A 25,456-nucleotide genomic window follows, 5' to 3' on the forward strand; every position below is an offset into this window, starting at 1 on the left:
ACTACAACAATTTTCTTCCTACAAATATCTATTTGATCAAGTAGGTCTGGCGATCGTTCGCTCAATTTTTAGATTTAGGGTTCTTGTATTATCTGCATTACGGCTTAACCGTAAAATATTATATGTTTGATCCAGCAGAAACTCCACCTTCTCGGGCCATTCAATGAAAACCCAATTCCCGGAATCTAAATACTCAGTAAATCCAAGCATTTCCGCATCTTCCGAAGACTTTAACCGATAACAATCAAAATGAAAAATCGGCCCATTTTTGGACGAATATTCGTGAACTAACGCATAGGTAGGACTGCTAATTTGATCCTGGACCCCCAACTTCTTCAATAATGCCTTCAACAGGGTAGTCTTTCCTACTCCAAGCTCACCGTACAACAGTACGATTCGGCCTTCAAGGTTCTTCTGCAATGCTTCTGCAATTGCGTCAACCTCCACTAATTTGTACGTAAAACCTGTCATTTACTATTTACGAACTTTACAAATGTAATAAATTATCGATGATATCAAAATTTTATCGATTAAAAGCACCTTAGTGTAAGAAAAATAGAAATTGAAATTACGGCTATTTCATATACACTCTGTATATCAATGAGTTAGGTGCTTTCATCGACATTACAAAATTAATGAAAAAAAGCGATGAAGAAATTGCCGCGTTCGTAGTTACTCCCCTATTAGTACTAAAATGCAAGACGGCAATCGTTCATCGCTTTTCAAACCTATTTAGATATTTCCATTCAAAAAAATGAGTCCTGACTATATTCATAAATCCAGTAATTAATTGATTGTGTATTTCAGTATACATTTATAAATATGTATCAGTTATGAAAGATCGATACCTTGAGAATAGATATATTTCAGTCATGAAATATTTATTAATCAAACAGACTGTATACGGATTATTGTTCATGTTCATTTTAAAAACAGATGCACAAGTATCTCCGTTAAACTATAACAACTACAGTGATGAAGAGTTAATTCAAATAATTGATAATCCTGGAATCAATTTATTAGTAAAGAAGCAAGTTTCTGATATTTATTTGTTACGAGGAAAGGCTGAAGCTGACACCATAAAAATCGCACGTGCATATGATCGCCTTTCAAGACTATTCACAAATGACTCCACACTTATATATGCCGATTCTGTAATTCTCTATACTAAAAACTTAAAGCATAAGACTTATCCAGGGGTTGGATATTTATTAAAAGCAACTCATTACTCTAATAAAAGACAATATAGCAAAGCATTAGCCAATTACTCTGAAGCACAGAGGTACGCGGTAAATAGAGAGAACATAATTCATGAAATATTTATTAGAAAATGTGTAATCGACATTACTTCTAGATGGTCTAGTCCGGAAAAGGCTATCAAATTAGGCAATGATCTACTAAGAATCATCGATACTTTGAATTATGAAACTGTACTCACTAATACTTCACGACCTAGTTTTAAAATTAATGATTCTGTCCTAAGCAGACATTATCTAATTGACAAACTAGACGTTATTAATTCGCTAATCACATCTTATGTACTAAACAAGCAATATGAAGTAGCTTTAAGTTTAACCGACGAAGCGAATATTGTAATTCAGGAGCTTGGAGATTTAAAGAAAGAAATTAAATTAAAGAGAAGAATTGCTGAAATAGAATATTACCGTGGAAATTACAAATCCTCTATCGACACCCTGTCAAAATATTTTTCGCACCTAACTGTCACCAATAGCAAGTTGAATTCATATTATTATTTAGGGATGAATTCAATCAAACTAGGAAATCAGAAAATGGGACTAGATTATCTATTGAAAGCTGACAGTGTTTATATGATTGAACCCTACATTGTTCCTTCTCAAAGACCATTTCTTGCTGAATTGTACAAAATTTATAAGAGTGAAGGAAACAAGTTGTTGCAAGTAGAAATACTAAATAAAATACTTTCTGTGGATAGTCTTTTTAAAGAATCTTATAAGAATATCAATAAGAGCTTAATTGACAACTTCGAAACCCCACAACTCCTTGCAGAAAAAGAAAAACTCATTGCTCAACTGGAATGGGAGCAAGGTCGGGAAAAGCGAAAACAACTATTTACAGGCTTTCTGCTCTTACTTAGTTTAGGTGGATGCGCTTATTACTTCTGGAAACAACGTCAATACAAAATGCGTTTTGCGGCAATAGTTAAAGACGGTTTACAGCCTCAAGAAGACCAGCTCAACAAACAAAAACGCAATGAAATCTCCGCAGAAATAGTGGATGACATCCTCAAAAAGCTCGAACGCTTTGAAGCAAAAGGCCAATTTACAAGAGGTGATGTTTCCTTACAATCCGTTGCCAAGCGCTTCAATACCAATTCGTCTTACTTGTCAAAAGTTGTCAATCTTAAAAAGGACAAGAACTTCTCGCAGTACATCAGCGAATTGCGCATTTCATATGCAGTAGATCAACTTCAGAACAATCCACGTTTCAGAAAGTACACCATAAAAGCCATAGCGGAAGAAGTCGGTTTTGGAAATGCTCAGAGCTTTTCCAAGGCTTTCAAGGCCAGAACGGGCCTACATCCGTCCTATTTTATTAGAAATCTCAATAAACAGTACCCCAATAATGCTACCTCGGATTCAATACTGCAAACGGAATGATCATCTCTTCTAGAGAAACTCCGCCGTGCTGGTATGTGTTTCTGTAATAGCTTACATAGTGATTGTAATTGTTTGGGTAAGCAAAGAAGAGATCTCCTTTAGCAAATATGAAGGAAGAACTCATATTTATTGCAGGGAGGTGAATATTCTTAGGGTCTTTGGCAGCCAGAACATCCTTGTCTTCATAAGTCAAACTGCGCCCGGTTTTATAACGCAAGTTTAAACTGGTGTTTTTATCTCCGATCACTTTAGATGGATTCTTCACATTGATAGTCCCGTGATCTGTTGTAATGATCAGCTTAAAGCCCATTTGAGCGGCTTGTTGAATGATCTCCAAAAGTGGGCTGTTCTTAAACCAACTCTGGGTTAGCGAGCGATAGGATTTATCATTAGAAGCTAATTCCTTGATTACTTCCATCTCTGTTTTTGAGTGCGAAAGCATGTCTACAAAATTGTAAACTACAACGGTCAAGTCATTGTTCTTCTGCGATTTGAAATTATCCACCAAGCGTCTGCCTTGCTTTAGACTGGAGATCTTGTGGTATTCCCACTTGATATCCATCCCCAAACGTTTGAGTTGCGCCCCTAAAAAGTCATGTTCGTGCATATTCTTTCCACCCTCATCGGTGTCATTAAGCCACCAATCTTTATGTAGACGCTCCATTTCACTAGGCATAAGTCCTGAGAAGATCGCGTTGCGCGCGTATTGAGTAGCCGTAGGGAGTATGCTGTAAAAAGCCTTTTCCTTTTCTTTCTTATATGCGTTAGATACGATAGGTTCAAACGCCTTCCATTGATCGTAGCGCAAATTGTCTACAACCACCAAAAGGGTAGGGCTGTCGCTTAACTCAGGCTGAATCCAATCCTTAAATAAGGTATGTGACATAACTGGAGCCTCTTCTTGATCGTGAAACCAATCTGGATAGTTCTTGTCAATAAACTTGCAGAACTGTGTGTTGGCCTCAATTTTCTGTGATTCCAGAATTTCAAACATCCCGGTATCTTCTATATCTTCCAACTGTAATTCCCAGTAGATCAATCTTTGATACAATTCCGCCCACTCTTCATGGGAGTTCACCATAGACATATCCATAGCGATCTTTCGGAATTCCTGTTGATAGTCTGACGTCGTCTTTTCAGAAACCAATCGACTGTGATCCAAGTTCTTCTTTAAGCTCAATAGAATCTGGTTCGGATTAACAGGTTTGATCAGGTAATCGGCAATCTTAGCACCAATGGCCTCTTCCATAATATACTCTTCCTCACTTTTAGTGATCATCACTACCGGCAAGTTAGCTTGCTTCTCTTTGATCTCAGAGAGTGTTTCCAAACCGGTAAGCCCTGGCATGTTCTCGTCCAGAAAAACAATATCAAACTGTTGCTGTTCAATCTCTTCTAAGGCTTCTGTACCACTTTGCGCCGTGGTCACTACGTAATTCTTTTTTTCGAGGAAAAGGATATGAGGTTTGAGTAAATCGATCTCATCATCGACCCACAGTACTTTTATGTCTGTCATATATGTATCTTTGTGCTTGAGGCTTAAATAATAGGTTTGAAAAACCGTAAGAAACTTACTCTCTTTAACGATCCAATTTACGGATTTATTACCATCCCAAATGCTTTGGTGTTTGATCTGATCGAGCACACATACTTCCAGCGTTTGCGTCGAATTACCCAAATGGGAATGTCCTATTTAGTGTTTCCAGGGGCACATCACACACGATTCCACCATGCCTTGGGCTGCATGCACCTAATGCAGAAGGCAGTTCAAGTACTTCGTTATAAAGGAATTGTGATCAGTTCGGAGGAAGAAGAAGCGCTTTATGTTGCGATCTTGCTGCATGACATTGGGCACGGACCTTTTTCTCATGCACTCGAGCACAGCTTGGTCACTGGAGTGGATCACGAGCAGATTTCCTTGCAATTCATGGAAGCGCTCAATAAAAACTTTAACGAGAGATTAACGTTGGCCATCTCTATTTTCAATGACAGTTACCCAAGAAAGTTCTTACATCAATTGGTCTCTGGGCAATTGGATATGGATCGCTTGGATTATCTAAAGCGAGACAGTTTTTATACAGGAGCCTCGGAAGGGAACATCAATAGTGAACGCTTGATCAGCATGCTCAATGTGGCCAATGACGAGTTAGTAGTGGAATCTAAGGCCATCTATAGTGTAGAGAAGTTCTTGGTCGCTAGACGCCTCATGTATTGGTCGGTGTACCTACACAAAACAGGCTTGGCAGCCGAACAAGTCTTGATCCGTGTATTGCAACGGGCTAAGGAACTTATTTCAAAAGGCGATCAATTACAAGCCAGCGAACCCTTAATGTTCTTTTTAAAGCGTGATTCTGATGTGTTTGAACAGGAGGCGCTTGCGCATTTTGCCCGTATGGATGATCACGATATCATTCAGGCGCTAAAAGGCTGGTGTGACCATAAAGACCCAGTGCTTTCCAAGCTTTCCAATATGATCTTAGATCGGGATCTTCCTAAAGTAAAGCTCAAGAATAAAAAGCCCAAAAATGCAGAGGTTGATAAAAAGAGAGAAGCTCTAGCAAAAGCTTGGGGAATCTCTATGGAGGATACCAATTATTTCATCTTTGATGGTAAGGTTACTAACCGTGCTTATCGCAGTGACAGTGAGAATATTAATCTGCTGAGCAAGAACGGAAAGCTCATTGACGTTGCTAAGGCGAGTGACCAGCTCAATCTTAAGGCTTTGACTCAAGAAGTGACCAAACACTATCTGTGTTATCCCAAGGCCAAACATTATTAATTTTTTCTATTTTTGCATGAATTGAAAGCGCAGGATGAGCAAAGCGTATAACCACAATTTTTACATCTTTAAACCGCTTCCAAACGCATAACAGCACCTATGAAATTTACAGCGACGCAGATAGCGGGCATTTTGGAAGGGGAAATAGAGGGGAATCCGGAGGTAGAAGTTTCAAAACTCGCCAAAATAGAAGAGGGTTCTCCAGGAAGCCTTACCTTTTTATCAAATCCAAAGTACACGTCCTTTATTTATAAGACGCAGGCTTCAATTACTATTGTCAATAAAGACTTTAAGGCGGAAGATACACTTAACACCACCTTGATTCGCGTGGAGGATGCCTACAAGGCCTTCTCAACACTCTTAGAATATTACAACCAGGTGAAGATGAACAAGACCGGAATTGAACAACCGGTGTTCATTGCGGAAAGCGCTTCTTATGGAGACAACTTGTATATGGGAGCTTTCTCTTACTTAGGTGAGAACGTTTCTATAGGAGCGAACGTAAAGATCTATCCAAACGTATATATAGGTGATAACGTAACCATAGGAGACAATTGTGTGGTTTTTGCTGGAGCTAAGATCTACTCGGAATCTGTTATTGGTAATCACTGTGTGATCCATTCTGGAGCCATTGTGGGCGCAGATGGATTTGGATTCACTCCGAATGAGAAAGGAGAATATCAAAAAGTACCCCAAACCGGAAACGTGATCATTGAAGACCACGTGGACGTGGGTGCGGGAACAACTATAGACCGAGCCACCTTAGGTTCTACCATTATTAGACGTGGCGTGAAGCTGGACAATCAGATCCAAATTGCTCACAATGTGGAGATCGGAGAGAATACTGCTATAGCGGCTCAATCCGGAGTTGCTGGATCTACCAAGATCGGTAAGAACTGTTTGATCGGAGGGCAAGTCGGAATTGTTGGCCACATTACCATAGGAAACAATGTGCGCATACAAGCTCAGAGTGGAATCGGCAGAAATGTAAAAGACAACGAAGTGTTGCAAGGATCTCCAGCTTTAAATTACGGAGATTACAACAAAAGTTATGTACACTTCAAGAACCTTCCTAAAATAATAGATCGTCTCAACACTATTGAAAAAAACCAAAACAATGAGTGAAACTGGCGCCAAACAACGCACCATTGAAAAGGAAGTATCCCTTAAAGGTGTGGGATTACATACCGGAAAGGATGTAACACTGACCTTTAAACCAGCACCTGAAAATCACGGTTACGCTTTTGTACGTGCCGATCTAGAAGGTACACCAACTATAGAAGCAGATGCCAATTATGTGGTGAATACGCAACGCGGAACCAATTTGGAGAAGTTAGGCGTAAAGATCCAAACATCAGAACACGTATTGGCTGCACTTGTTGGTATGGAGGTAGATAATTGTATTATTGAGTTAGATGCTTCAGAGCCACCAATTATGGACGGTTCTTCCAAGTTCTTTGTTGAAGCTATTGAAAAGGCTGGAATAAAAGAGCAAGAAGCCCTGCGCGAGGAATATGTAGTGAAAGATGTGATCTCTTACAGCGATCCAGAAACGGGAAGCGAGATCATTGTCATGCCTGCAGATGAGTACCAGATCACTACCATGGTTGATTTTGGGACCAAAATCTTAGGAACGCAAAATGCTAACCTAAAACACCTTTCAGACTTCAAAGATGAGATCTCTGACTCAAGAACCTTTAGTTTCTTGCACGAGATCGAAACGCTCTTAGATCACGGCCTTATCAAAGGAGGTGATTTGAATAACGCTATTGTATATGTAGACAAGGAATTGTCTGCCAAGACTATGGATAAATTACGTGAGGCCTTCGGAAAAGACTCTATTTCTGTTAAGCCAAACGGAATCCTTGATAATTTAACCTTACACCACCCCAATGAAGCGGCTAGACATAAGCTGTTGGATGTAGTAGGGGATTTGGCCTTGATTGGGACGCGCATCCGCGGAAAGGTCATTGCTAACAAGCCTGGACACTTTGTAAACACACAGTTTGCTAAGAAAATGTCTAAGGTGATCAAAATGGAGCGCCGCAACAAGGTGCCTAAATTCGATTTGAGCAAGCCGCCGGTAAAGGACGTGAACCAGATCATGGCTATGTTGCCGCACCGTCCGCCATTCTTATTGGTAGACAAGGTTTTAGAGCTCAGTGAATCCCATGTTGTGGGACTCAAGAATGTGACCATGAATGAGCCTTTCTTTGTGGGTCACTTCCCTGGGGCTCCAGTAATGCCTGGAGTACTAATTGTGGAAGCCATGGCGCAGACTGGAGGAATACTCGCTTTGAGCACTGTTCCAGATCCGGAGAACTATTTGACCTTCTTTATGAAGATCGACAATGTGCGCTTCAAACAACAAGTAACTCCTGGAGACACCCTCATTTTTAAATTGGATTTGATCAGCCCGATACGTCGTGGAATTGTCCATATGAAGGCTTCGGCTTATGTAGGGGACAAAGTCGCTACCGAAGCAGAACTGATGGCTCAGATCGTTAAATCCAGAGAATAATATTACTTTCAATCCATGAATCAACCTTTAGCATATGTGCATCCCGGGGCAAAAATCGCCAAGAATGTGGTGATTGAACCCTTTACAACCATCCACAACAATGTGGTGATTGGAGAAGGAACCTGGATCGGATCCAACGTGACCATTATGGAAGGTGCGCGTATCGGGAAGAACTGCAATATATTTCCAGGCGCTGTAATTAGCGCTATTCCGCAGGATCTCAAATTCAACGATGAAGATACCATAGTTGAAATTGGTGACGGAACCACCTTACGTGAGTACGTTACGGTTAACCGCGGTACTGAGGATAGAGGAAAGACTGTGATCGGGAAAAACTGCTGGATCATGGCTTACTGCCACATTGCCCACGATTGTATAGTTGGAGATAACTGTATCTTTTCTAACAACAGTACACTTGCAGGGCACATCACAGTAGGTGATCATGTGGTTTTGGCGGGAATGACGGCCATTCAACAGTTCTGTACCATTGGAAATCACGCCTTTGTAACTGGAGGTTCTTTGGTGCGTAAAGATGTACCGCCTTATGTAAAGGCTGCGCGTGAGCCATTATCTTATGTGGGAATCAATTCCGTTGGATTGAGACGAAGAGGGTTCTCTACAGAAAAGATCCGTGAGGTGCAAAACATCTACCGCATCTTGTATCAAAAGAATTTAAACAATACTCAAGCCGTTGCGATCATTGAGGCAGAAATGGAAGCCACACCAGAACGCGACGAAGTGCTTGAATTTATAAAACGATCTAAACGAGGTATCATGAAAGGATACTTCAGCAACTAATAACTATGGCAAATACTTCTGACATCCGCAAAGGACTTTGTATTAAATACAACCACGATATTTATAAGATCATTGAGTTTCTTCACGTAAAGCCGGGGAAAGGACCTGCCTTTGTACGTACTAAACTTAAAAGTGTGACCACTGGAAAAGTTATTGACAACACCTTTTCTGCAGGACACAAGATTGATGATGTGCGCGTTGAAACGCACAAGTTCCAGTATTTGTACAATGAAGGGGAGACCTTTCACTTTATGAATACAGAAGATTACACACAGATCCAACTTCAAAAAGATGCACTAGACACGCCAGAGCTCATGAAAGAAGGAGAAGTGGTAACGGTGATCATCAACTCAGAAGACAATATGCCACTGTCTGTAGAAATGCCTCCTCACGTAATCCTTGAGGTAACTGCTACAGAACCTGGTGTTAAAGGAAATACCGCTACCAATGCAACTAAACCTGCAACTGTAGAAACTGGCGCCACAGTGAACGTGCCTTTGTTTATTAATGAAGGTGATAAGATTCGCGTAGATACTGAAAAAGGTAACTACCAAGAGCGCATTAAAGAATAATAGAAATTACCTGCTGTGAACGTCCCATGAAAATGGGGCGTTTTTTATATTTTTAGGATTATGAAATTTCCCAAAGTACACACACTCAAAGAGATCGCTGCGTTGATCGGTTCTACTTATGTAGGGGCGGATGACTTTCCTGTGGAGGGAATGAACGAGATCCACGTGGTTACTCCGGGAGACATTGTATTTGTGGACCATCCTAAATATTATGACAAAGCGCTAGAATCTGCAGCAACAATTGTGTTGATCAACAAGGAAGTAGATTGCCCAGAAGGTAAAGCTCTTTTGGTCTCTGACGATCCTTTCCGCGATTTCAACACCCTCACCAAGCATTTTATGCCGTTTGTGTCTGCTTCTGCCTTAATTGCGCCTACAGCGAGTATTGGTCATGACACACAAATTCAACCGGGAGCTTTTATAGGCAACAACGTGACTATAGGGGCTAATTGTGTTATTCACGCCAACGTAAGTATTTATGATCATTGCGTAATTGGTGACAATGTGACCATTCACTCCGGAACTGTTTTAGGAGCTGATGCCTTCTATTACAAGAACAGACCCGAAGGATATGACAAGCTACTCAGTGGTGGTCGTGTAGTCATTCAAGACGATGTTGACTTAGGAGCCCTGTGTACCATTGATAAAGGGGTTACTGGAGATACTACCATCATGAAAGGCACTAAAATTGACAATCAAGTGCATATTGGTCATGACACCGTTATTGGTGAACGTTGCCTTATTGCTTCACAAACCGGAATTGCTGGCTGCGTGATCATGGGTAATCAAGTGACCGTTTGGGGACAGGTTGGAATCACCAGTGGAATTACCATTGGAGACAAGACCGTGATCTCGGCCAAAGCTGGGGTGAGTAAATCCTTAGAAGGAGGGAAGCACTACTTTGGTATTCCAGCGGATGAATTTAGAAAGAAATACAAAGAAATAGCGTCCATCAGAATGATACCTGCATTGATGGAGCAACTCAAACAACAAAACAAATAAGATGTCTAAAGAAGTAGTACGTAACTTTTACAAAGCCGATATTTTAAAGGATCCGACGGTTTTACAGACTTATTTTCATCCGGAGATCAGTTTGATCTGGAACAGCAATGACGGATTGACCATTATGAATTTTCAAGATCTTGAAGGTTTTTTTAGAGAGATCAGAAATACTTATGACGATCTGAGAATTGAAGTGAGTCACCTTTTGCAAGACGATGACTTTGTAACCATTCGCTACAAATACTATGTATCCACTTTAGAGAACCCAGATGAAGAGTTGGGTATTGCCCACTTTATTGCCATATGGGAGATCAAAGACGGGAAAATGTATCGCGGATACCAAGTGAGTCAACCCGTAACAGAACTGGACGATACCACAGAATCTTATCATAAAGTTAAAGTCTAGTCCACTTATTTTTTAGGAGATAAAAGTGTATTTTTGTACTCCGAAAAACCAAATGTAAATTACAGCTACACATGAGCGTATTAGTCAATAAAGATTCTAAGATAATTGTACAAGGCTTCACAGGGAGCGAAGGAACCTTCCACGCTGGCCAGATGATTGAGTACGGAACCAATGTTGTTGGAGGTGTTACTCCTGGAAAAGGAGGGCAAACCCACTTGGATCGTCCAGTTTTTAACACGGTATCAGAGGCCGTTAAAGAAACAGGAGCAGATACCACCATCATCTTTGTACCGCCTGCCTTTGCTGCAGACGCTGTTATGGAAGCTGCTGATGCTGGAATTAAAGTGATCATTACCATCACAGAAGGAATTCCAGTAGCTGATATGATCAAAGCTTCTAATTATATCGCCGAGCGCGACTGTCGCTTGGTAGGGCCTAACTGCCCAGGGGTAATCACTCCGGGAGAAGCTAAGGTTGGTATCATGCCAGGTTTTGTTTTCAAAAAAGGAAACGTAGGTATCGTATCTAAATCAGGTACATTGACTTATGAAGCTGCAGATCAAGTAGTACGTCAAGGCCTTGGAATCACTACAGCAATTGGTATTGGAGGTGATCCTATCATTGGAACAACAACCAAAGAAGCTGTTGAAATGCTCATCAACGATCCAGAGACCGAATGTGTGGTGATGATCGGAGAGATCGGAGGACAGTTGGAAGCTGATGCCGCTAATTGGTATCAGAACAGCGGAAGCAAAAAGCCAGTTGTTGGATTCATCGCTGGTGAGACTGCACCGAAAGGAAGAACTATGGGGCACGCTGGAGCTATTGTAGGCGGCAGCGAAGACACTGCTCAAGCTAAAAAACAAATTATGCGTGAATGCGGAATTCACGTGGTAGACTCTCCAGCAGAGATCGGCAAGAAAGTCGCAGAAGTGCTGGGATAGGCTGTTAAAACTTTTAAGAAGAGACCGTGTAAATTACCATAATTTTATACGGTCTCTTTTTATTTAAAGCCACCTCATTTACTATCTTTACCATTCAACCAACTAAAATTTACCACTTTGAAAATACTTGAAGGAAAAACAGCGATCATTACCGGCGGAAGCCGTGGAATCGGGAAGGGAATAGCGGAGGTATTTGCTGCCCACGGAGCCAATGTAGCTTTTACCTACAGTTCTTCTGCAGAAGCTGCGAATGCCTTAGCCGCAGAGCTAAACGCAACCGGTGTTACTGCCAAAGCATATCAATCCAACGCTGCTGACTTTGACCAATGCGAAACTTTAGTAAAGCAAGTTTTAGAAGATTTTGGAAGCGTAGACGTATTGATCAACAATGCTGGGATCACCAAGGACAACTTGCTCATGCGAATGAGTGAAGAAGATTTTGACAAAGTGATCGAGGTAAACCTCAAATCTGTGTTCAATATGACCAAGGCCATTCAACGTACGTTCTTAAAGCAGCGCAGCGGATCCATCATCAACATGAGTTCTGTGGTAGGTGTTAAAGGAAATGCCGGTCAAGCCAACTATGCGGCTTCTAAAGCGGGGATCATTGGATTCAGCAAGTCTGTAGCCTTGGAGTTGGGATCACGTTCTATTCGTTGTAATGTGATCGCTCCTGGATTCATTGAAACTGAAATGACTGCGAAGTTGGATCCAGATACAGTTCAGGGATGGCGTAACGCGATTCCATTGAAGCGTGGAGGTCAGCCAGAAGATATTGCTAATGCCTGTGTATTCCTAGCCAGTGACCTGTCAGCCTACATCACCGGACAAGTAATGAATGTAGACGGTGGTATGCTCACCTAATACTTAGACTCTAAATTAATTAATGTCCGCAACAACCCTCTTATCTCTTATTGCTGCTGCAGTTATTGCTCTTGGGTTGTCTGTGTATATGTATGGTTTTAAATCACGATTGAACCTGAGACTCCGCTGGATTCTTGGGATTCTTCGTTTTATGACCTTGCTGACTCTTGGAGTGCTTTTGGTCAATCCGAAGATCAAAAAGGAAACCTATACCACTCAAAAACCTGCACTGAATATTTTGGTTGACAATTCGAGTTCGTTACAGAATTTGAATCGGGATAGTGTAGTAGTTGATCTGAGTACAGCCTTACTAGAAGATGCTGAGCTCAATGAGCGCTTTGATATTTCGGCATTTCAGTTCGATCAAAGCTTTAGCCCATTAAATTCTTTGGATTTTCAAGGAGTAAGCAGCAATATCGCAGAAGGGCTGCAAGGCTTGACGACCATTAATGGTGATCAAAATGCCGCTACAGTTTTACTCACAGATGGTAATCAGACTTTGGGTCGTGATTATGCAAGTTTAGGCAATCGTCTTAAAAACCCAGTATTTCCCGTAGTCATCGGGGATACGACTCAATTTGAAGATCTGCGCATCTCTAGATTGAACGCCAATCGGTATGCTTATCAAGACAATGAATTCCCCGTTGAACTTTCCTTAGGGTATACGGGAAATAATGCAGTGAACACCGTATTGATCATCCGCAAGGGTAATCAAGTGGTTAAGCGTCAAGCTCTCAGCTTTGATCCACAAGGGAATGCACAAACCATTGAAGTCCTTCTAAAAGCAGATCAAGTAGGAATTCAAACCTATACGGCCGAACTCCAGGCCTTAGCCTCAGAAAGAAATACCAGCAATAACCGCCAACAATTTGCTGTAGAAGTAATTGACCAAAGTACACGCGTGGCCATTATCTCTTCCATTCAGCATCCTGACCTTGGAGCCCTGAAAAAGTCTATAACCACCTTAAAACAAAGAGAGGTCAGCGTTATGGAACCCGCGCAAGCTGTCGGTAAATTAGACGATTATCAACTGGTGATCCTGTATCAGCCCGATTCCCGCTTTACCCCAGTGTATCAAGAGCTCAATGAGCTTAAAAAGAACCGCTGGACCATTACGGGTTTACAAACGGATTGGAATTTTTTAAACGATATTCAATTGCGCTATGCAAAAATAGGAGCAGGAGGGGAAGATCAAGTTTCTGCAGAGACCAATAGAAACTATCCGATCTTTGCCATGGATCCTGTAGATTTTAGTAGCTATCCGCCGCTGATTACGCAATTTGGGAGTCTGGATGTCTTTGTTCCCTATGATGAACTGCTGAGTCAGACCATTTCAGGAATCTTTACAGAATCTCCAATGCTCTTTAGTTTTGAAGCCGATGGAGTCCGGGAAGCTGTATGGGATGCGCAAGGTTTATGGCGCTGGCGTGCACACAACTTCATTGAGACACGCAGCTTTGAACAATTTGATGATCTGGTAGCCAATATGGTGCAGTATCTGTCCTCAAACAAACGCAGAAGCCGATTGAATGTGTCTTATGAGTCCTTTTATTACAGTAATGCGCAGATCGGGATTCAAGCGCAGTACTTCAATGAGAACTACCAATTTGATCCCGAAGCGAGTCTAAATTTGACCTATACCAATGCCGATGGGCAAAGCCAACGCTTACCCATGCTGCTCAAAAACAACTATTACCAAGCCAATTTAGACGGGTTAGCTGCTGGTATGTATGATTTCACTGTCACAGTTGATGGCCAAGGAATTGCCAGAAGTGGACAGTTCACCATTTTAGACTTTAGTGTGGAAGATCAATTGTTGACTCCAGATGTATTGAAGCTGAGTTCCTTGGCATCCAATACTGCGGGCAGCTTATTTTATGAGGATCAATTGGGTCAGCTAAAATCTGCTTTAATGGAAGACAGTCGCTTTGTTGCCATTCAAAAAAGTAGGCAAAATGTCGTACCTTTAATATCCTTAAAAATCCTACTCGGTTTGCTGGGATTACTGCTAGCAATAGAGTGGTTTACCAGAAAATATAACGGTTTAATATAATCTTTCAACCATGGAAAAATTACCCAAACTCGGCGTCCCATTGATCATTGGCGCCATTGTCATAATTATCATGTTATTCAAATCCTTTGTTCGTATTGAAGCGGGATACGCTGGCGTACTCTACGAGACCTTGAGTGGCGGTGTAGATCCCGAAAAACCCGCAATGAGACAAGGTTTAAACTTTGTCATGCCTTGGAATGAAGTAATCAAATACGAGGTGCGTCAACAAGAAGTATCAGAACAGATGGACGTGCTTTCATCAAACGGATTGGAAATTCAATTGGACGCTTCTGTACTTTATCAGCCAGATGCAAGTCAGCTTGGAAAACTCCATAACGAAAAAGGGGAGAATTATTTATCTCGATTGGTACAACCAGCCATCCGTTCTGCCGCGCGATCCGTAGTAGGGCGCTATACGCCAGAGCAGCTGTATTCTACCAAGCGTGACGCTATTCAGGATGAGATCTTTGCTGAGACCAAAAAGATCTTGGATGAAGAATATATTCAACTCAATCGTGTGTTAGTGCGTGATGTGACCTTACCACCGACCATTAAAGACGCTATTGAGCGTAAACTGAAGCAAGAGCAGGAATCCTTAGAATATGAATTCCGTTTGGAGAAAGCTGAAAAAGAAGCCCAACGTCAACGTATTGAGGCAGAAGGTAAGGCTGCGGCTAACAGAATCCTCAGTGCTTCGTTGACCGATAAGATCTTACAAGAAAAAGGAATTCAAGCCACCTTAGAACTCTCTAAATCACCAAACAGTAAAATGGTCATCATTGGGTCTGGAGATGATGGGTTACCTTTGATTCTCAACAATAATTAATCAAAAGAAAGTTTTGATTTAGGAGGCGCTGCTGTTGGTAGCGCCTTTTTTATTGCGCCACAGGCGGTAAATGCCAACTCCAGCGATAAGCGTGATTGAAAAGAGTACCAAAGCCCCGATCGCGTTTCCATAAAGCGCGAAACCAAATCCAAATAGAGCAGTGTAAACCAAAAGGATTCCTAAAAGCATGGAACCTAGATCTGAAGTAAAATTGTCTTGGGTAGTGTTTAGCGTAATGTTTTGCTGTTCGGCTTTACGTCTTAAACCATTCCAGCCTTTTCCATAAGGAGTAATGGCGTTGTAAAAAGCGACCAATTTATCTGTGTCCGTTGGACGGGTCACTAGGGTAACAACGATCCAAGTAAGTGTGGTTAATACTACACCGATGACCAATTGGTAGTGCCCGGCTATTTCTGGGCCTACGGCATCATGCACGAACTCAAAATAAAGTGCAATTAAAAAGGAGACGATCATTCCACTGATCTCTGAATAGGCATTGACACGCCACCAGAACCAACGCAGAATAAAGATCAATCCAGTACCTGCTCCGATCTGCAATAAGATTTGAAAAGTACCCAAAGCATCCGTTAAATAAAGGGCAAGACAAGCAGAAAAGACCATCAACAAAACCGTTGACAAGCGTCCTACTGTGACCAGTTCCTTTTCACTAGCTTCTGGTTTTACAAAGCGCTGATAAAAATCCAAAGCGATATAGGAAGAACCCCAATTCAAATGGGTAGAAATAGTGCTCATAAAGGCCGCGATCAATGAAGCTAATACCAATCCCAATAGCCCGGCAGGTAATTGAGTCAGCATGGCAGAATACCCTAGATCATGTCCTAAAACAGCATCTGGAAAGGCCGCTCCAATATCTGTGAGTTCTGGATACAGCACCAAAGAGGCCAGTGCAATTAAGATCCAAGGCCAGGGACGCAAGGCGTAATGAGTAATATTAAAGAGCAGGGTAGCGCCAATGGCATTTTTCTCATCCTTAGCAGAAAGCATGCGCTGCGCAATGTATCCACCACCTCCGGGCTCCGCTCCTGGATACCAAACCGACCACCATTGTACCGCGATGGGTATGATCAACAAAACAATGAGGGATTCATTATCGCTAAAGTCAGGAAGAAAGCTCAATTTATCGGAAACATTGGGGTGGGAGAGCATGGCCTCTAATCCGCCAACTTCAGGCAGATTAATAATGTAATAGGCAGCCCATACAGAACCTACCATGGCTACAATGAACTGCAAGAAATCGGTAAAGATGACTCCACGCAATCCGCCTAAAGTACTGTAAACAACGGTAATGATACTCGCATAAAGAACACACTCCCAAGGTTGTAAACCGAACATCACCCCTCCGATCTTTATAGCTGCCAAACACACAGAAGCCATAATAAGCACATTGAAAATGACTCCAAGATAGATCGCCCTAAAGCCTCTTAAAAATGCAGCAGGCTTGCCACTATAGCGTAGTTCGTAGAATTCTAGATCAGTTACTACTTTGGAACGTCTCCATAGTTTGGCGTAAATAAATACGGTAAGCATTCCTGTGATGAGGAAAGCCCACCAGGCCCAATTCCCAGAGACACCGTTTTGTCTCACAATATCTGTGACCAGGTTAGGGGTGTCTGCAGAAAAGGTCGTGGCCACCATGGAGATCCCAAGTAACCACCAAGGCATATTTCTCCCCGAAAGAAAAAACTCTTTGGTATTCTTACCGGCACGTTTGGTGACGACCAAACCAATAATAGTAAACACAATAAAAAATCCGAGGATGATTCCCCAATCCAGGGTGGATAAAGACATGTTAGTAGTTTTTGAGTCGCTCTGCTTGACCGACCCAATTGTCGCGTTCCATGCGGCCCGGGAAAAAGTCGATCATTTCCGTAACGGTTTGGATATCTTCCCAATTGAATCGACTGATCTGATCATAGGTATAAATCCCGATCTCATTGAGCTTTTGTTCAATATACGGACCTACCCCTGAGATCTGGGTGAGATCGTCCTTGTCACTGGCACTCGCGTAGCCAAAATTATCAAAGTTCAACTCCTTTTTTTCTAAGGCTTTTTGATAAACCGCGCTGGCCTTGGCTGCAACCTCTTGTTGGGTTTTGACCTGTTTGGTCTCTGCAGTTTCTGGAGTTGGTGTATTCACGACGACCGGAGCGGCTTTAACAGGAGCCGCTTGAGTAGTGGCACGCGTTCTACTTTCTATGGTCTCAATGATCTTGGGCTCAATCTCTGTGTAAAGCACCTCAATATCTTTGGCAGCTTCATTTTGACGCTCGTCCAATTCTTTACGAAGCTTCTTAATGGCTTTTTTATGCTTACCATTGTTGAGCTGTAAACTGGCTAGGTATCCAATAAGAAATGAACTCAGCATTAAAATACTGATCTCCAAATAGGCCGACCACATATCGCTGGCTAGTATTTCAGAGAATCCCTCCATTAATTGAATATAATTTCTATGCGTCTGTTAAGATCACGACCGCGTTGTGAATTGTTGGAATCAATGGGTTCTGATTCTCCTTTGGACAAGGCCATTAATCTGGTTTTATCTAAACTTCCTCGTGAAATGAAATACCAGCGCACTTGTCTAGCGTATTTGAGCCCTAAATTATAATTGTCCTGGTAATTCCCAATGTTATCCGTATGTCCAACGATCTTTACGGTGATCTCTGGACGTTCCTCTAAAACGGTTTTGATCTCTTCTAAAGTATTTTTCAATGCATTATTAACCAAGATCCCAGAGTTGGTAAAGGTTGGATAGACTACTTTGTTCTTTGGAATTGCGGTCGCCAAAGCAGCAACGCGCTCGGTATCTAAAGGTCCAAACTTGAACGAAATACCATTGTCAAAGGAATTTTGACTGTCAAAGTCAATGTCTTGAATATCTGATTTAATTACGATAACTTCTCTTGGCACACCTGCTGCAACCAACTCTTCCTTTATGAATTCGCCGCGAATCACTCCAAAATTAGGGCTCCTAAAGTCCTCATCGGCACTGTATCTGGATAAAATGGTTACCTCTCTGTCGGGATGTTCCAGCAAGTAATTCAAGATTTTATACTTGTAATCGAGGTTACTCGCATCGCTGTAAACCAGGGAATCGTTCTTACTGATCCGCAGTCCTTGATCAAAATAGAAAATGGTGGTTCCCTCAGCATCTTTGCCTACAAGTCCCTCCAAGCTTGGATTAGCTTCAGCGGTTATGAGCGTGTCTTGCACGGCGAGGGTTGTTGTGATAGTATCTGCGGTCACTTGCTTTTCAAGTTGTTCAATTGAGTCTTGTTGTGCGGAGGTTTTAGTCCAAGACAAATTTGCAGGGGCTTTAATTAAAGAATATAGCCACAGTGCGAAAAAGGTCCAAACGGCAAAAACCACAAAGGCTATTAGAAAATTCTTCATTAATGCACCCCAAATCCCAAATTAATGGACGAAAAATACTACAAAATCAACCATAAAACTAAAAAATTCTTCAGTTTTTACGAACGATTAGAACGGGGATTTATTAACCTTTTGTGAACAAAAAGACCTTGCAATGCCCCTGACTTAACAGGGGCGTTAAATTATTTCAAGATTCCTTCTGCAGTTGCCTTTTTGGAATACCAAACAAAGACCACTGATAAGATCAATACAATGATCGGCATAATCAGTGCTTGCGCACCGTATACCTCAAAAGTATTGGATAAAAAGAAACCGTAAATCTGTTGTCCAATCACACCTAAAAGAGAGAGCAAAAACAGGGGATAAGCAAACCGTTTACGGATCAACAGGGCAATAGCTCCCAAAAGTCCAAACCACACAGCAATAGCAAAAGCTGCGGTAGCCCATGAAGGAGTAGCTGCATAGAGCTCCTGTTCTGTAGTAGGTAACATTTTAAGGGCATCTTCTGTCATAAAAGCTTGCCCTAGATAAGCGAGCACACCAAAGATGTTCCAAATCAATGCTACTATGGCAATTACCCAAAATAGGCTGGTGGGTTTCTTTGTTTCTGTCATGAGAAAATAGTTTAATTGATTAGTTGGACTAAATGTACAAATTCTCTGTAAATGTGTTAAGTCCGCGTTAATTGGGACTTAAGCCACTATTTATAAATTTTTTGCACGATATTTGCTACCAGTATGTCTATGATGAAGAAGTATTGTACTGTTATGCTGATGAGCGCTGGTCTTTTGGCCTACGGTCAAATAGATAGTCCTACGGGAATGGGCTCTGGGCTGGATATCCCTTTTGGCTCTAGCAATGACGATGTCAATATAGGCGGAAGCAGCTTGAGCATCCCTAATTTTGGTTTGGACAATCCCGATGACAAACAGGGCTTTGGGCAGTTTAGCGTAACCGATACTCTAAGTATAGGAGAAACCGAAAAAGAAGGGATCAAATTCACGACAGACCGCGGGTTTGTGGATACCAAAACAGATAAAGCTCCTAAATACTTCACCAAAGACAAGGAGGAAAAAGACGAATACCGCCAGAATCAATTCTTTGGTCAATACAGCTCTGATGCAAAATTTGTGGTTTTGCGTTGCCGTGACCACGAGTTTGTGGATGGAGATCGCGTCCGCGTCTATATGAATGGACATGTATTGGTTCCCAACATTAGATTAGGCAGCGGCTATCAGGATTTTGAACTCTTCCTAGATCCTGGAATGAACACTGTGGAGATTGAAGCCTTGAATCAAGGAACTTCGGGTCCAAATACCGCGGAATTCATCATTATTGATGATGACGGCGCCTTACTTTTCTCCAATGAATGGAATTTAGCCACAGGAATTCGCGCAAAATTCATCATAAATAAGCCGCAACAATAAACCCGCGTATTTCCTAGGGTTCCGGCTTATTTCTTCACTATTTTACTTAAGTAAACATTTATCGGTAAACACCGTTTTTCTACTATTTGCTACTACTTTCATCTTGCCAATCGAAAAAAGTGAAAAAGAAAGATGAAGAGAAGTATACTAATCCTGCTTAGTGCTCTTTTTTGGATATCCTGCTCCGATGATGATAAGGCCATTGACGTGGTCACCGAAGAAATCGAGTACGGAGCCGTAGTACGTACCCTGCAATTTAATAATGCAGAATTTAACGTCAACGATCCAGACAGCATGTTCAGTGTTGATGTAGAAGTACAAGACGAACAGGATGGTGGCCTGCTGGAAGCGGTAGATCTATTTGTCAGTTTTAAAGACAATACTCCGGCAGGTGGTGACTTCTCAACGGGAGAGGCCGCCCTAGGGAGTCTCATGCCCGACGAATTCACTACTGGAGCCAACGGCTTTCCCAGTATAACTCTAAATTACTCGCAAGCTGCTTTGGCAGAGGCTGTGGGGGTATCTCTAACCAACGTGGCTTGCAGTGATCAATTTTTAGTTCGCACGCGCATACGTCTAACAGACGGTCGCTCTTTTACAACAGGGACGGCCAGTTCCATTATACTGGCTTACGAGACCTTTTTTAGTTCGCCCTATTGCTACACCATCAATGTGGTGGAGCCCATAGATGAGGAATTGTTTACTGGGAATTACATCATGACCAGTATTGTAGACGGCCCTCTTGGACCTACTTTCAATGAGGTCGATCAATTGGTAGAGGTTACCAAGGCGCCGCATTCTAATACGGTTAGACAAGTACGGCTAAAACATGTTTTATCACACCCCACGAACGAACAACCTAGAATTTATGAATTCAGTATTGTTTGTGATCAGGTGGTATTTAGAAAGAATCAATTGTCCAGTGTTATCGGACAGTGTACGTTTTCTACTTCTAGTCCGATTTTACTCGGACCCGATACAGAGAACGCTCCCGCAAATATCTTAGACGACAGTGTCTTTGAAGTTTGGTTTGTGGAAGGATATTTAGGATTTGATGGCCGCTGTGGTTTTGGAACAGCGCCTTCACGTATACGGTTTACCAAACAGTAGATCGTAATTAACTCGGGTGTGGTTACCCGATTCTCATACAGTTAGTGAGTAAATTAGTGTTGTTGCAACGCTCCCGCTTAGAAGTTATTTTGTGGTAATTTTAAACTTCTATCACGGGAGCGTTCTATTTTTTGCTTACCTTGATTCTGAAAAATGAATCGCATGACAGTAACTGATCTAAACCCCCAAGATTATTTCGAATACTATGAATTATATCTCTCCGCAGTCCCCCGCAATAAAAAACTCTTAGCAGCTTATAAAGAAAGTGGGGAAGAAGTGGTTGCCTTTTTGGACAGTATCCCAGAGGATCGTTGGAAACATCGTTATGCCGCTGGCAAATGGAGCGTAGCAGAGGTAGTTCAACACGTTATTGATACCGAACGCATCTTTATGCATCGCTGTTTTAGAATCGCTCGTGGCGAGAAAGCAAACATCAGCGGATTTGATCAAGACGATTATATCGAACCTTCCAATGCCGATTCCAAAAGCGCAAAAGAACTCATCGCGGAATATGCAATGACCAGAGCCTACAGCCTCTCCATTCTCAGTTCCTTGAGGCCTGAGGACTTTCACAGAAAAGGACTGGCCAGTGATCGCCCGTTAACTGCCGGAGCTGCCGCTTTTATAGTTTTAGGGCATGAGATCTGGCACAACAATATCCTAAAGGAACGCTATTTGAATTAAATGAAACTTAGGGAGCGTATAACATCTTTCCAAAAAGACAGTTGGCAACTGGAGGTCTTTATCTCTGGTGGGATTGTTTATTGGCTTTATTCTTTAACGGATAGTCTGCGAGACTTTTTCTTTGATTTCTATCCGATCACCTATACCTCTTCCAACCAGATTGTCTTTCTGTTTGGGCTATATACCATAACTAGAGCCTTGCTCTTTGGTTTCGCGGCTAATCTCTTATTGCGCGCTATTTGGCTGGCCTATTTGGGAGTTAACTATTGGTATCCCAATGACGTTAATAAAGAGCGACTTCCCAACGCCCTGCAAGAAAGTAAACGTTTAAATACGGGCAAATCTGCTCCTGAGCGATTACTGGCCATTGAGCGTTGGTGCAATCTCTCATTTTCATTTGCCGTGATCTTTGCGCTATTTGGCACCAGTCTGCTCTTAGTACTTTCTGGAATCATTTGGGTCATTTTACAATTTACTGGGGAGAGCTTTTTTGAAAGCAGTTGGGTGACTTATACTATGGTCATTGGTTTGATCTTTATTCAATTGGGGATTTTTGATGGATTGATCTATACCAAGGGCAACAATAGTAGCCGATGGGGACGTTTTCGGGAACGTATTTTAGGAGTGTTAGATATCTTGTCGCTGTCCTTTTTATTCAAACGAGAATTCTTGGTGCTTAAAACCAACACCAAGCGCTGGTTTGTCTATGGGATCACTGCGCTCTATTTAGGCTTGGCATTGATCATTTCTATCAATCAAATAGGAGCTTATTATCCGTTTGGAACCTTTAATATCACCTTTTTTGATGATCGAACCCAATACGATAAAAATTTAGCTCCGGATATGAACTCCCTGCGCTATGAACCGGCATTGGTAAATGGGCGTCCGGCTTTTTATGGCTGTATTCAGAGTGAAATTGTTTCTGATGATTACATCAAGCTCTTTGTAGTTTATTGGGTGAGTTTTAATCGTTATTTAGAGGATCGATTTGAACACTACGGATATCAGGAATCCTATCCAGACCTCAAAGGAGCTGCGGCCTATGATCAGTTCCGCCAAGAGAACGACAGTCTCTATCAACGCGCACTCAACGATCTCTTTACCATCCGCATCGATCAACAAATACAAGATTCTTTGCATTGGAAGAATTACGTCCATCCCAAAACAGCAGAAGAAGGATATATCACCTTCATCCCGATAGATCGATTGGCCAACAAAGAGCATTTGCTCAAGGTTGAAACCACTTATATCAGTGGAGACAGCACTAGAACTGGCTTGTGGATGAAGATCCCGTTCTGGTCACAAAACCAATAATACCTATGGCAAAATTTAAATTACCCTCGTCAGACCGTTTGCTTAGCCTAGTGGCCATGTGTATGAGTTTGATAACCCTTGTGATCTTTGTGCGACAGACCAACATTATGGAAAAAGAAAGCCATTTAGGGGTTTTGCCTTATTTGGCCATTGAAACCTCAGACAACAGTCAAGACAAACAATTCCGCATAGAGATCATTAATTACGGTGTAGGACCTGCCATTATTGAATCTCGAGTTATCAAGTATAAAGGCAAGCGCTACGATATGGAGTTTCCAGCCTTTTTGTATGAGACCTTTCCTCAGATGGACAGCATCAAAGTGTTGACTGCGAGCACTGTGAACCAAGGTCTGGCTATTCCGGCTGGGCAAGCGCGAATTGTCATGGTAGCTGGCGGGAGTCAAGAAAGTTATGAGCAATTCTTGGAGATTATGTTGGAATTGGAAGGAGACGACAGTGAGTTTGAATTTGAGATCAATTATAAATCGATCTTTGAAGACCGCTGGCAACTCAATGCTACAGAGCGAGAACCTATCCCTATCGATCAATAAACAGGTAAAAACACCTATAGTTACATCAGCTCCAGATTGTACTTTTACCGAGTACATCAGGTTGGGGAGCTTGACAGTACAAAGTCAGAAGCGGTGCAAGTCACCGCTTTTTTTATGCAAACTGTTCAAACCACTGTTGCTTACGTTTTTTAAAGACAAAACCACCAATACCAAAGGTTAGGGCAGTGGCTATTCCAACCATTCCAAAGAAAGGTGTCTCTGGGATGCGTGTAAATACTTCTGAGAAGAAGGCCGCGTAGAGCCCTAGAACAGACCAATACATGAATGCAAAGTGATAAGCAATCCAATCGTTTTTGGGACGTTTTGTGAATACCGGAACCATTCCACCCAACAAGGTAATACTGCTGACTATTGCTGCGATGTGAAAGACACCAAAATATCCAAAGAGATTATAAAGCATAAAAGCTGTTACCAACATCGGGGTCATACTGGCCACATAGGCGTAACCCATACGCTTGTGTAATTTCGTGCCTTTGGGCAGTACTAATACGGCAGTTCCAGCTATCATAGCTAATATGGCCGTTATAAGATGAAGACCTCCAACGGTCCCTGAGATTAGATTTTCCATAGCACTAAACTAATTCATCATAGAACCTCTGAGGAATAGTTCCTACCGAATTGTAGAATAATACGACTGAACTGTTAGGATATAAAAAATCCCTTTAAATAGCACATCTAAAGGGATCTCATAGGTCGGATATTTGGTGGGTAAAGCTATCTGTGTATTGCATAACTGCTTGCTTTAGCCCACTCTTCAAGCAGCACCAGTAATCTGGCTCTCTTGGCTGCCCAATTTTTAAATAAAATTTCCATAACGCTTGTTGTTAATTAAACTTGTCTCTATTAATAAGTCGACAAGAATTGACAAGGTTGCGTTATAATCTTGTTAAAGTCCTATTTCAGAAGCTTTTCGGCTACTTCTTGCCAGTTGTCCACACGTTCATAGCCGGTATCTTTATTGTTGTGTGGCGAATTGAATAAAAGTCCACGGCCGTTGAAGTATTTTAGGTTATAAGAGCGATCATCAATCAAGACATCCCCATCCAAAATAAACTTATGACCACAAAGAATGCGGTATTCCCAGGTAATGAACGGGAAGTGCTCGTCCAACCAATCGCTTTTCTCGCGCAGTGAGTTCGGGAATTGCGTCGCCGCTGTGGCAATATAAACCTCGTGCTTTTGGGAAAGTTCTTTCATGACCTCTTGGCTATCTTTGATCACCGGCAGTTCTCTAAAGAAGCCATCGCGCCAAACGTGATCTTTCACATTCTGTAAATGCTCATAGGGAACATTCTCCCAAACTTCACCACTGGCAATGTCTTCCAGCTTTAACTGGGCGTTAAACTCTTCATTATACAGATCGATATGTGCTCCATAGGTGTCTGCTAACACCTCGTCCATGTCTACGAATATGGTCATCTTGTTTTTATTTCAAAGGTCCTTAATTTCAAGCTGATAAAAGCGATCTTCAATCGGTTTAACGCAAAATTAATGTTTGATCAATATCAGTTTCCAACAATTAAAAATTGTCTTACTTTGCTGTAAACACACCATC

25 protein-coding genes are annotated in these 25,456 nt (G+C 41.8%); 17 read left to right on the plus strand and 8 right to left on the minus strand.

The genetic code is table 11. The annotated features are described in order from the left end of the window. Nucleotides 1-36: 36 nt before the first annotated feature. The gene (gene tsaE, locus POW22_RS09560) at nt 37-471 is read right to left on the minus strand and encodes a tRNA (adenosine(37)-N6)-threonylcarbamoyltransferase complex ATPase subunit type 1 TsaE (protein ID WP_272832439.1); all 435 of its coding nucleotides are present in this window, start codon (nt 469-471) and stop codon (nt 37-39) included. Nucleotides 472-833: 362 nt separating this feature from the next. On the opposite strand from tsaE, the gene POW22_RS09565 reads away from it, so the two are divergent. Further along, complete coding sequence (locus tag POW22_RS09565) at nt 834-2,639, plus strand: helix-turn-helix domain-containing protein (RefSeq protein ID WP_272832440.1); 1,806 nt, start codon at nt 834-836, stop codon at nt 2,637-2,639. Here POW22_RS09565 and porX read toward each other — a convergent pair. Next, nucleotides 2,608-4,155 carry a T9SS response regulator signal transducer PorX gene (gene porX, locus POW22_RS09570; RefSeq protein ID WP_272832441.1) on the minus strand — a complete coding sequence of 516 codons (1,548 nt, stop codon included), beginning with the start codon at nt 4,153-4,155 and terminating at the stop codon, nt 2,608-2,610. The two genes, POW22_RS09565 and porX, sit on opposite strands and share 32 nt — an antisense overlap. Before the next feature lie 36 nt (nt 4,156-4,191). Here porX and POW22_RS09575 point away from each other — a divergent pair, with 36 nt between their 5' ends. The 11 genes from POW22_RS09575 to POW22_RS09625 all read left to right on the plus strand — a co-directional run bounded on the left by POW22_RS09575 (nt 4,192) and on the right by POW22_RS09625 (nt 15,404). Beyond that, nucleotides 4,192-5,418: an HD domain-containing protein gene (locus POW22_RS09575; protein WP_272832442.1), complete on the plus strand. Its 1,227-nt coding sequence runs from the start codon at nt 4,192-4,194 to the stop codon at nt 5,416-5,418. Between the two features lie 99 nt (nt 5,419-5,517). After that, nucleotides 5,518-6,543 (plus strand): UDP-3-O-(3-hydroxymyristoyl)glucosamine N-acyltransferase, encoded by a 1,026-nt coding sequence (lpxD, locus tag POW22_RS09580; protein WP_272832443.1) that lies wholly within the window; start codon nt 5,518-5,520, stop codon nt 6,541-6,543. After that, entirely contained in the window at nt 6,536-7,939 is a 1,404-nt protein-coding gene (locus POW22_RS09585; protein WP_272832444.1) for a bifunctional UDP-3-O-[3-hydroxymyristoyl] N-acetylglucosamine deacetylase/3-hydroxyacyl-ACP dehydratase, read from the plus strand. The genes lpxD (POW22_RS09580) and POW22_RS09585 overlap by 8 nt, the downstream gene beginning before the upstream one ends. A 15-nt stretch (nt 7,940-7,954) precedes the next feature. Continuing rightward, nucleotides 7,955-8,737 carry an acyl-ACP--UDP-N-acetylglucosamine O-acyltransferase gene (gene lpxA, locus POW22_RS09590; protein ID WP_272832445.1) on the plus strand — a complete coding sequence of 261 codons (783 nt, stop codon included), beginning with the start codon at nt 7,955-7,957 and terminating at the stop codon, nt 8,735-8,737. A gap of 5 nt (nt 8,738-8,742) precedes the next feature. Then, nucleotides 8,743-9,309 (plus strand): elongation factor P, encoded by a 567-nt coding sequence (gene efp, locus POW22_RS09595; RefSeq protein ID WP_272832446.1) that lies wholly within the window; start codon nt 8,743-8,745, stop codon nt 9,307-9,309. A gap of 60 nt (nt 9,310-9,369) precedes the next feature. Further along, nucleotides 9,370-10,311 carry a UDP-3-O-(3-hydroxymyristoyl)glucosamine N-acyltransferase gene (gene lpxD / locus POW22_RS09600; RefSeq protein WP_272832447.1) on the plus strand — a complete coding sequence of 314 codons (942 nt, stop codon included), beginning with the start codon at nt 9,370-9,372 and terminating at the stop codon, nt 10,309-10,311. A gap of 1 nt (nt 10,312) precedes the next feature. Then, nucleotides 10,313-10,717 (plus strand): nuclear transport factor 2 family protein, encoded by a 405-nt coding sequence (locus tag POW22_RS09605; RefSeq protein ID WP_272832448.1) that lies wholly within the window; start codon nt 10,313-10,315, stop codon nt 10,715-10,717. A 71-nt stretch (nt 10,718-10,788) separates the two neighbouring features. After that, nucleotides 10,789-11,661: a succinate--CoA ligase subunit alpha gene (gene sucD, locus POW22_RS09610; RefSeq protein WP_272832449.1), complete on the plus strand. Its 873-nt coding sequence runs from the start codon at nt 10,789-10,791 to the stop codon at nt 11,659-11,661. Between the two features lie 117 nt (nt 11,662-11,778). Continuing rightward, nucleotides 11,779-12,525: a 3-oxoacyl-[acyl-carrier-protein] reductase gene (gene fabG, locus POW22_RS09615; RefSeq protein ID WP_272832450.1), complete on the plus strand. Its 747-nt coding sequence runs from the start codon at nt 11,779-11,781 to the stop codon at nt 12,523-12,525. Between the two features lie 22 nt (nt 12,526-12,547). After that, on the plus strand, nt 12,548-14,578 hold the full coding sequence (locus POW22_RS09620; RefSeq protein ID WP_272832451.1) for a VWA domain-containing protein: 2,031 nt from the start codon (nt 12,548-12,550) through the stop codon (nt 14,576-14,578). Nucleotides 14,579-14,588: 10 nt separating this feature from the next. Beyond that, the gene (locus tag POW22_RS09625) at nt 14,589-15,404 is read left to right on the plus strand and encodes a prohibitin family protein (RefSeq protein ID WP_272832452.1); all 816 of its coding nucleotides are present in this window, start codon (nt 14,589-14,591) and stop codon (nt 15,402-15,404) included. Nucleotides 15,405-15,422: 18 nt separating this feature from the next. Here the strand turns inward: POW22_RS09625 and POW22_RS09630 are convergent, their stop codons facing one another. From POW22_RS09630 to POW22_RS09645, 4 genes are all read right to left on the minus strand, one after another. Continuing rightward, a complete protein-coding gene (locus POW22_RS09630; protein ID WP_272832453.1) occupies nt 15,423-17,213 on the minus strand; it encodes a sodium:solute symporter family protein in 1,791 nt (596 codons plus the stop codon). 1 nt (nt 17,214) lies between these two features. Next, complete coding sequence (locus POW22_RS09635; protein ID WP_272832454.1) at nt 17,215-17,856, minus strand: hypothetical protein; 642 nt, start codon at nt 17,854-17,856, stop codon at nt 17,215-17,217. Further along, entirely contained in the window at nt 17,856-18,725 is an 870-nt protein-coding gene (locus POW22_RS09640; protein WP_272832455.1) for an OmpA family protein, read from the minus strand. Before POW22_RS09640 ends, POW22_RS09635 begins: the two co-directional genes overlap by 1 nt. 251 nt (nt 18,726-18,976) lie before the next feature. Then, the gene (locus POW22_RS09645; RefSeq protein ID WP_272832456.1) at nt 18,977-19,408 is read right to left on the minus strand and encodes a hypothetical protein; all 432 of its coding nucleotides are present in this window, start codon (nt 19,406-19,408) and stop codon (nt 18,977-18,979) included. A gap of 129 nt (nt 19,409-19,537) precedes the next feature. Here POW22_RS09645 and POW22_RS09650 point away from each other — a divergent pair, with 129 nt between their 5' ends. From POW22_RS09650 to POW22_RS09670, 5 genes are all read left to right on the plus strand, one after another. Then, on the plus strand, nt 19,538-20,221 hold the full coding sequence (locus POW22_RS09650; protein ID WP_272832457.1) for a hypothetical protein: 684 nt from the start codon (nt 19,538-19,540) through the stop codon (nt 20,219-20,221). Nucleotides 20,222-20,353: 132 nt separating this feature from the next. After that, nucleotides 20,354-21,331, plus strand: a complete 978-nt coding sequence (locus tag POW22_RS09655) for a hypothetical protein (RefSeq protein WP_272832458.1) — start codon at nt 20,354-20,356, stop codon at nt 21,329-21,331. 162 nt (nt 21,332-21,493) lie between these two features. Then, nucleotides 21,494-22,015 (plus strand): DinB family protein, encoded by a 522-nt coding sequence (locus tag POW22_RS09660; RefSeq protein WP_272832459.1) that lies wholly within the window; start codon nt 21,494-21,496, stop codon nt 22,013-22,015. Further along, the gene (locus POW22_RS09665; protein ID WP_272832460.1) at nt 22,016-23,329 is read left to right on the plus strand and encodes a hypothetical protein; all 1,314 of its coding nucleotides are present in this window, start codon (nt 22,016-22,018) and stop codon (nt 23,327-23,329) included. It begins immediately after the preceding gene. Between the two features lie 5 nt (nt 23,330-23,334). Continuing rightward, nucleotides 23,335-23,880 carry a hypothetical protein gene (locus POW22_RS09670; RefSeq protein WP_272832461.1) on the plus strand — a complete coding sequence of 182 codons (546 nt, stop codon included), beginning with the start codon at nt 23,335-23,337 and terminating at the stop codon, nt 23,878-23,880. Nucleotides 23,881-23,992: 112 nt separating this feature from the next. Here the strand turns inward: POW22_RS09670 and POW22_RS09675 are convergent, their stop codons facing one another. Continuing rightward, a complete protein-coding gene (locus POW22_RS09675; RefSeq protein ID WP_272832462.1) occupies nt 23,993-24,469 on the minus strand; it encodes a DUF2306 domain-containing protein in 477 nt (158 codons plus the stop codon). Between the two features lie 326 nt (nt 24,470-24,795). After that, nucleotides 24,796-25,320, minus strand: coding sequence for a 5' nucleotidase, NT5C type (locus tag POW22_RS09680; protein ID WP_272832463.1), 525 nt, complete (start codon nt 25,318-25,320; stop codon nt 24,796-24,798). Between the last annotated feature and the right edge of the window lie 136 nt (nt 25,321-25,456).

The sequence above is a fragment of the Gilvibacter sediminis genome, from assembly GCF_028561565.1.
Taxonomy (GTDB): domain Bacteria; phylum Bacteroidota; class Bacteroidia; order Flavobacteriales; family Flavobacteriaceae; genus Gilvibacter; species Gilvibacter sediminis.